Origin of the sequence: Colwellia sp. C1TZA3, from assembly GCF_007954265.1 — a bacterium.
GTDB lineage: Bacteria > Pseudomonadota > Gammaproteobacteria > Enterobacterales > Alteromonadaceae > Cognaticolwellia.
Genome location: NZ_VOLS01000058.1, coordinates 19,456 through 27,928, shown reverse-complemented (window position 1 = coordinate 27,928; position 8,473 = coordinate 19,456). Strand labels below are relative to the sequence as shown.

7 protein-coding genes are annotated in these 8,473 nt (G+C 39.5%); 1 reads left to right on the top strand and 6 read right to left on the bottom strand.

Annotated elements, in window-relative coordinates:
- Positions 1 to 126: 126 nt before the first annotated feature.
- Positions 127 to 1,338 carry a beta-ketoacyl-ACP synthase I gene (fabB, locus tag ESZ39_RS14580; protein ID WP_146880661.1) on the bottom strand — a complete coding sequence of 404 codons (1,212 nt, stop codon included), beginning with the start codon at positions 1,336 to 1,338 and terminating at the stop codon, positions 127 to 129.
- Positions 1,339 to 1,509: 171 nt separating this feature from the next.
- On the opposite strand from fabB, the gene mnmC reads away from it, so the two are divergent.
- Positions 1,510 to 3,525 (top strand): bifunctional tRNA (5-methylaminomethyl-2-thiouridine)(34)-methyltransferase MnmD/FAD-dependent 5-carboxymethylaminomethyl-2-thiouridine(34) oxidoreductase MnmC, encoded by a 2,016-nt coding sequence (gene mnmC / locus ESZ39_RS14575; protein ID WP_223270403.1) that lies wholly within the window; start codon positions 1,510 to 1,512, stop codon positions 3,523 to 3,525.
- Positions 3,526 to 3,613: 88 nt separating this feature from the next.
- On the opposite strand, the gene ESZ39_RS14570 is transcribed toward mnmC, so the two are convergent.
- The 5 genes from ESZ39_RS14570 to nhaA form a co-directional block, all read right to left on the bottom strand.
- Positions 3,614 to 3,886: a YfcL family protein gene (locus ESZ39_RS14570; protein WP_191321804.1), complete on the bottom strand. Its 273-nt coding sequence runs from the start codon at positions 3,884 to 3,886 to the stop codon at positions 3,614 to 3,616.
- A gap of 251 nt (positions 3,887 to 4,137) precedes the next feature.
- Entirely contained in the window at positions 4,138 to 5,271 is a 1,134-nt protein-coding gene (locus tag ESZ39_RS14565) for an ATP-NAD kinase family protein (RefSeq protein ID WP_146880658.1), read from the bottom strand.
- Positions 5,272 to 5,403: 132 nt separating this feature from the next.
- The gene (locus ESZ39_RS14560; RefSeq protein WP_223270404.1) at positions 5,404 to 5,943 is read right to left on the bottom strand and encodes an elongation factor P hydroxylase; all 540 of its coding nucleotides are present in this window, start codon (positions 5,941 to 5,943) and stop codon (positions 5,404 to 5,406) included.
- A gap of 216 nt (positions 5,944 to 6,159) precedes the next feature.
- Positions 6,160 to 7,029, bottom strand: a complete 870-nt coding sequence (locus tag ESZ39_RS14555; protein WP_146880656.1) for a prohibitin family protein — start codon at positions 7,027 to 7,029, stop codon at positions 6,160 to 6,162.
- Between the two features lie 46 nt (positions 7,030 to 7,075).
- On the bottom strand, positions 7,076 to 8,269 hold the full coding sequence (gene nhaA / locus ESZ39_RS14550) for a Na+/H+ antiporter NhaA (protein ID WP_146880655.1): 1,194 nt from the start codon (positions 8,267 to 8,269) through the stop codon (positions 7,076 to 7,078).
- Between the last annotated feature and the right edge of the window lie 204 nt (positions 8,270 to 8,473).

Genomic DNA, 8,473 nt, shown 5'->3' with positions numbered 1-8,473 from the left:
ACTAGTTAAAATAGCTCAAGGCTGTGTTGCTCTCACTCCCAATAGCCAGCTATTGCTCAATCGAGCGCCTTACCTTGAATTATTTTTCCTGCGCACAACAAGATCACAAACTTAATGGAACTGGTATTACTTATACTTTTGCATAACCAGTGTGGCGTTAGTGCCACCAAAACCAAAGCTGTTTGACATCACTAAGTTCAGCTCCATGTCACGCTTTTCACTAACAATGTCTAAACCTTCAGCTTTTTCATCTAAGGTATTGATATTAATTGATGGCGCAACAAAACTATGTTCCATCATCAATAGTGAAAAAATCGCTTCATGAACACCAGCAGCGCCAAGTGCATGACCTGTCATGGCTTTTGTGGCACTAATAGCTGGCGAGTTGTCACCAAATACCGCTTGAATTGCGCCAAGTTCTTTAACATCGCCTACTGGTGTAGAAGTACCATGGGTATTTAAGTAATCAACTTTCGCGTCAACTCCTTGCATAGCTTGTTGCATACAACGAATAGCGCCTTCACCACTTGGCGCTACCATGTCATAGCCATCAGATGTAGCACCATAGCCAACAATCTCAGCGTAAATATGTGCGCCACGCGCTAAAGCGTGCTCAAGCTCTTCAACAACAACCATACCGCCGCCACCTGAAATAACGAAACCGTCTCGGTCTGCATCATAGGTGCGAGAAGCTAGCTCAGGTGTATCATTATATTTAGAAGATAACGCGCCCATACCGTCAAACATCATCGCTAATGACCAATGAACTTCTTCACCACCACCGGCAAATACCACATCTTGCTTACCTAATTGAATAAGCTCTGCTGCATGGCCAATACAATGCGCACTGGTAGCACAAGCGGAACTGATTGAATAGTTAACGCCTAAAATTTTAAACGGTGTTGCCAAACATGCAGAAATAGTACTCGACATAGTTTTTGGTACGGCGTAAGGCCCAACACGTTTAACGCCTTTTTCACGCAATATATCAGCTGAGTTAACGACGTTTTCTGAAGAAGCACCACCAGATCCAGCCACAATGCCTGTGCGGAAATTTGACACTTGCTCTGGTGCTAATTTTGAATCTTTAATCGCTTGATCCATGGCTATGTAAGCAAAAGCTGAGGCTTCACCCATAAAGCGTAAGGCTTTACGGTCAATGTGGTCTTTTACTGCGATGTCAGGTTTACCCCAAACTTGACTACGTAACCCCATTTCAGCAAAACTGTCAGAACGGGTAATACCTGAACGTCCTGCTTTTAACGACGCTAATACTTCTTCTGTATCATTACCAATACTTGATACAATACCTAATCCGGTGATAACTACACGTTTCATATTAATAACCATATTCAATTTAAAAATCTGGGCGTATCATACATACTTTTGCCCCCTATACTGGTCTGTCCAGCGTACACTTGTACACTGAATGTTTTAATTTTTATGACAGTACTTCGTAATAAGAGTTAAAATAACCTTTTTTCACCTCCAACGGAAGACGTTAATATAGTGATTGAGCAAACAAAGATTACCTTTCAGCCTGACGGTTCACCTTATTCAAGCCAGTTTGAAGATATCTATTTTGATACAAACCATGGCACTAGCCAAAGTGAAGGTATTTTTATTGACGGTAATAATCTTAAAGTAAGACTAGCCAAGTACCCAGAAAAATTTGTGATTGCTGAAACTGGTTTTGGTGCAGGCTTAAATTTTTTACTCACCCTAGCTGTATTTGATAAAATCAAATCAACCGCTCACTTACAAGATTTAGCGCCAACTAAAGTGAGTAACTTGCACTTTATTAGTATCGAAAAATATCCATTATCAAAAGCGCAACTGACACAATCATTAGAGGTTTTCCCGCAACTTAAGCAATATAGTAAAAAACTTATCGCTCAATATCCTGAGTATCTAGATAAAGATATTACCCTAAGCTTTCTTGAGGGTTCAGTCACACTGCAGTTAATATTTAGCGATGCCACACAAGGTTTAGCTCAGCTAGGAAATGAGAAAAAAGAGCGCGATGCCATACAGGTTGATGCTTGGTTTCTTGATGGTTTTTCACCTGCCAAAAATCCTGAAATGTGGCATCAAGCACTTTTCCAACAAATAACACGCTTATCAAGCGAGCAAGCAACATTAGCAACCTTTACGGTATCCGGACAAGTTAAACGGCACCTTATTTCAGCGGGCTTTCGGGTTGAGAAACGCCCCGCTATAGGGGGAAAAAATGAAATGCTTAGCGCAGTGTTTCAGCAAAACCCGCTTTCAGGCAAAGGCTATCAGCAACGTCCTATAGTTAATAAACCTCAACATGTCAGCATTATCGGTGGTGGCATAGCGTCAGCATGCGCCGCTTATGCCTTAACAAAAGCCGGAGTTAAAGTAACGGTATATTGCCAAGACTTCAGTGTTGCTCAAGGTGCGTCAAGTAATAATATTGCCGCACTATACCCACTGATTCATCAAAAAGCTGATGATATTAGCCTATTTTATCAACAAGCTTTTGAGCAAGCTGTCACCTATTATAAAAGTATCAGCGAGCAAGGATTTCACTTTGATCACGACTGGTGCGGCCTTTTAGAAATATCTTATAAGCCAGCTTTAACATTGCGCCAGCAACACATAGCAGACTCCAGTATTTGGCCGAAAGACTTAATCTATAGCGTTGATAAAAACCAAGCTAGCGTATTAGCAGATATACCCCTTAATCATGGTGGTTTATTTTTCCCCAAGGCTGGCTGGATAGCGCCTGCTCAACTGGTAAAGAAAATATTTAAGGCGGCTGAATTAAGTCATCGACTGCGCATTGAAACCGGTTGTAAAATTAATGAAATTAGCCAACAAGCTAACGGGAAATGGCTATTGCACAGTAATACAGAGAACTATCAAGCCAATGTTATTATCTATTGTGGCGGCGCCCAAGGCATACCCTTGAACCTGATTGAGCAATTGCCCTTAACTTCGGTCCGTGGCCAAGTCAGTAATATGACCAGCAATGAAAAAATTGCCAAACTAGCGACCGTTATTTGCCATAAAGGTTATTTAACCCCGGCAAATAAAAATCTGCACTGCATCGGGGCAACGTTTCAAAAGCACAGTTTTGATATCGACAATAAAGCCGAAGAAGACCAATTTAACCTTGCTATGCTAGATAAATGCTTACCGGGCTTAACGCAATGGCAAAGCACAGATATTTTCAGCAGTAAGGCGCGCTTACGTTGTATGACGCCAGATCACTTACCCATGGTAGGGGCTATGCCTGATATTGCAGGCCATAAGCAACAATTCCCACATTTAAGTAAAGATAAACGTTGGCGCTATAATCAACAAGCACCAGTGATTGAAAATCTATATATGTTAACTGGGTTAGGTGCGCGAGGGCTTTGTACTGCGCCCTTGCTGGCCGATATATTAACTGCTGATATTTGTGGTACACCCTACCCAGTAGATAATGAACAGTTATTTAATTTGGCGCCAAATCGTTTTGTTATTAGAGATATTATTCGTCGTAAGTTCGATTGAGTTTACCTGTCAATCTTTAAAGAAAAAAAACAAAAAAGCAGCTAATTTAACATCAATAGCTGCTTTTTAACATTGACAGCAATAAAGTTTACGCGGTAAAAGCCGTTTCTAATTGTTGCCAATAATCTTGCACAATTTGACGATCTTGTGGCGTAAGCTCAGTGCGAGCAACTTGTAACTTTTCGCTAATATTTAGTGCTAACACTTGTGTTAACACTTGTGACTCATCGCCATATTCACTGCTCGCTAAACTAATAAATCCTCTTAAATAACTACCAGCGAATAGTTCATCGCCACTAACATCTTGTGTAACTTGCTCATCTAAAAAGTGATACAGCGCGGTAAGGTTTTCAAATTGCATACTTAACTCCAGATTCATTTAGGCACGTTTTTCAACTTCGCCTGTTTTAATATATTTAACGTTTTTAGCGCTTTTTATTAGTTATACCAATTTGATTAATTAAGTGATCACCTTTTTCATGAGGAAAAATGGATAAATACAAGGCATAAAATTTAGTCAGTAGTTATTCACCTTATAAATTTTATAACGCTGTAGTGATTCATTTTAACCATTAAAAATGAGCAGGTAATTAATCAACTTGGTATTATTGGTTATTGCGGGCTTGCAACAGGATATAATACTTGATCATTATAACCGGTAATAACCGCCAAATAACCTGACAACACCATATCGAGTTCACTATCGCCGGTATCAGCAATGAGCGGCCTAGCTTGTAAGGCATTCAGTTTTGCTTTTGTAGCGATGATAATTATATTTTCTTTACCTATAGCGCAAATAACCCGTGGACTCAATTGTTGATTACCGCGGCCAAATATATGTCCTTGACCGCCAATTAAGGTAATCAGCAGCTTCACTTTACCTTGTGCATAAGGCTGAATTAGCTGCCAAAGCTGAGGCTCAGTCAAATCGCTGGCAATTAATGCTTGCTCACTTATCGCATCGACGCCCAGTAAGGTGTTTTCAAGCGCCAACTCTTCCATAACAAAAGCTGTAGTAGAACCTGAGCCAATAATAAATAGCTCATCATCCATTTTAGCGATAACATCCGCAGCAATATCTTGTAAAACCAACTCGTCAGACTCTACACCACCTGATTTAACCGCTTGAATATAGCGTAACTCTGATGGCACTTGCATTTCACCAAAGCGCTTTGCTTTTACGATGCCTTGGCGAAATAAACTTTCATCAATATCCATAACGTCAGCGTCGGTTAAGCTCACTAATTGATTTGTTATCATTAACTCAACCACTCGCCCAGCGGCTTTAGGCGTAATAGCATAAACACCTGAATGGATTTTACAACCGGCTGGAATACCTAATACGGGGAACTTGTCGGCAACAATATGGCAAACATTACGCGCAGTGCCATCACCGCCAGCAAATAACAGCAAATCAATATCTTTAGTGATTAATGCGGTAACTGCCTGTTCAGTATCAAGCTCTGTGGTTATATTATTTTCAACCACATGTACCACTTGCGTGTTAAAACCTAAGGCTTGCGCGGTATGCTCGCCCATATCGCCAGAAGCGGTGTAAATAATGATATTTTCTTTGTAATGTAGCAATATTTCTAACGCCAGTGATGCTCTGGCGTTAGACTTTGCCGTCGCCCCAAGCGCAATTGCTTGCTCCGCAATACCAGTGCCATCGCTACCCTTTAATGCCACACTGCCACCAATGCCAGCGATGGGATTAATGACTAGGCCTAATTTAAATTGTTTCATTAATTAATCTCATAAATTTTCCGTACATATATTTCAAGCGTATTTATTTCAAGCGTACTTATTTCAAGCGTACTTATTTTAAGAGCACCTTTTTTAAAGGTATTAGTTTTAAGGACATTAGTTGTAAAAAAATCAACTGCCTGAGAATTGAAAATGCTCAGAGACTAAAGGCCAAGGCGTTTGATAATATTTTGTTAAAGCGACAATAAATGTTGCTGCATCGTTAGGAAAACCATCTTTAATATAGGCAAGCACTTGTTGGTATACTTTAGCTTTAAAAGCCGTACGGTCAGTTTTGCCATTACCCAACAGGTTATCGCTAGAAACCTCAAATGCTTTTCCTGCAGCGACACATAACGCCCATTCAATGGCCTGCGGTTTAATCTCTACTTGCTCAAATGCTTGTTGTTGGCTTTGATCACGACCATCAGGAATATACCAATAACCAAAGTCTTCTAATAATCGCCGCGAAGCTCCTGCCAAGCACCAATGAGAAATCTCATGTAATGCACTAGCGTAGTAGCCATGAGCAAAGACTATCTGGTTGAAATCACATTGCTCATTATTCGGTAAATAAATAGGCTCGTCGCCACCTTTAACTAATCGCGTATTATACAAGTTATAGAAAGTGCTATCGAATAACTGGCTCAAATCTTGGTGGTGATGTGAAATTTTGTTCACAGTAATTACATCAGCGGACAGTATTGACATAGGCATAGACATGAAAAAAGACTTGTTTAGGTAAATGTACTGAAATGCCCAGCGTATTCTACCCGCTATTGCATTTTAAAATTGTTGTTATTCTAACTAAAAACGACGATTATTACATCGCCGTTTTAAAAAGAATGACTCAAGCCATTAGATGACGACCCTGATTAAGTCTATAACCTAATCTTTGGTGCTTCTCATATCTAAAATGGGCATATTACTGCTACCTAAAATGGTTGCAGGTAATTTACCATCCCAATTCTGTGCTTCAGTAAGTTTAACAATAAGCGGGTTATCACCCAATGCTTTCGCTTTAGCCGTAATAGCCTCAGCTTCTGCCAAACCTTTAATTCGAATGGACTCAGCTTCCGCTATTGCCACCAATTTAATACCGTCCGCTTTTGCTTTCGCCGTGTTTACATCACGCTGTGCTTCAAGGTTCTGTCTGGCTAACTTGTGCTTTTCTGCGTCTGCTAGATTTTTCTCAGTCTGCTTAGTTTCAATTGAAGTTAAATACTTCGCGGGCAGTTGAATGTTTTCAATTTGAATATTGTCGACAGTAACCGGAAATTCTTTCATTTCTTCAATGAAATTAGCTTCAATCGCTTGAATCGCACCCGCTCTGTCTTGAATAAGCTTTTCCGCGTCATATTGTGGAATAACATCTTTTGTGGCCGATCTAAAACGGGGATCTAAAATTCGGTTTTCAAATTGTGACAAACCACCATATTGTCTAAATAACTCCAATGCCGCTGCTTTATCTACTGTCCAGTTCACCGATACACTAATAGTTACCGGCATTTGCTCTTTGGTACTTGAGGCCATTTTTTCTTCATTTTTACGGGTACGCACTTCTATTTCTTCAACACTGTCAATAAAAGGTACTTTAAAATGTAGACCTGGATTTACCTGCTCTTTTGCTTCACTAAAGCGTTTGACAATGCCGATATGACCTTCATTTACGGTATAAACAGAGCCAATACCTGCAACGATCACAGCGGCAACAACAACAATTGATTTTACTGGGACATTAAATTGTTCTATTTTCATAACTAAACCTTTTATTTTGTAGAAAATTTATTATTATCTGCATTTATTATTTTACATCATCGTTGTCTTCAGTACTGTCAACACCACCTTTAATAATGAAGTAGCCAAAGACACCTGATATCAGTGAACCAATAACAATCCCTAACCGGTCTTGAAACATAAGATTAACGCCATTGCCTTGTTCGAAAGCTAAGGAGCCAATAAATAAGCTCATGGTAAAACCCACACCACATAATATTGCCGCGCCATAGAGCAAGCGCCAATTTACCTTAGCGGGCATTTTTGCCCAACCCAACTTTATTGCAATAAAACAAAAACCAAACACCCCAAGTTGTTTGCCAACAACTAAGCCAACAATAATGCCTAATGGTACAGGTGCCATAACTTGCTCAATACCAACGCCAGCAAAGCTTATCCCCGCATTGGCAAAAGCAAATACAGGTAAGATAATAAAGGCAACCAACGAATGCAAATTATGCTCTAAAGACTTAAGCGGTGAGGGCTCACCCTCTTGACCTTTAATGGGAATAAAAAATGCTAATACCACACCCGCTAATGTCGCATGTACGCCAGACTTAAGTACAGCTATCCAAAGTACAATACCTAAGAAAATATAAGGTGCGGTATTAGTTACACCACGTTTATTCATGGTAAATAATATAGTGATGATACTTGCGGCAAAAACTAAAGATAATAATGAAAGTTGATCGGTATAAAATAAAGCAATAACGATAATAGCGCCTAAATCGTCAAATATAGCTAACGAGGTTAAAAAAACCTTGAGTTGTAACGGTACCTTACGTCCAATAATAGACAAGATGCCTAACGCAAAAGCGATATCAGTTGCGGTTGGAATTGCCCAACCATTAATCGCATCGGGATCGTTATAATTAAAGGCGACGTAGCATAAGGCAGGTATCAACATCCCCCCTAGCGCCCCTATGGCTGGCAATGTTACTTGCCCTGGTTGTGATAAATCTCCTTCTAAAAATTCTCGTTTAAGCTCTAAACCAACAAGAAAGAAGAACAACGCCATTAGGCCGTCATTTATCCACAATAATAGTGGCTTAGCTATTTCAAAACTTCCAACAGCCACTTGAACTGGAATATTCAACAGCATGTCGTAGTAAACCATCAACGGCGAATTGGCGATAATCATCGCTGCAACTGCAGCAAACATTAATATAATGCCACTGGCAGCTTCAAGTTTTAAGAAATCATTAACACTTTTAATAATCATTTTTTCTCATCATTTGTTATCATCATTTCATTTACGATATGACATAATATGTCACATTAAGAATTTATACAAATTTGTTAACGTGTTAATTTATAAAAGTTTAATGTACAACAAGACCAAGATGACAATAATTCGGAAAGGTGTAAATAAATCGAAAATAATTCATCTTTATAGCCAGTTCGCTGGTAATATTGGATTTAATAA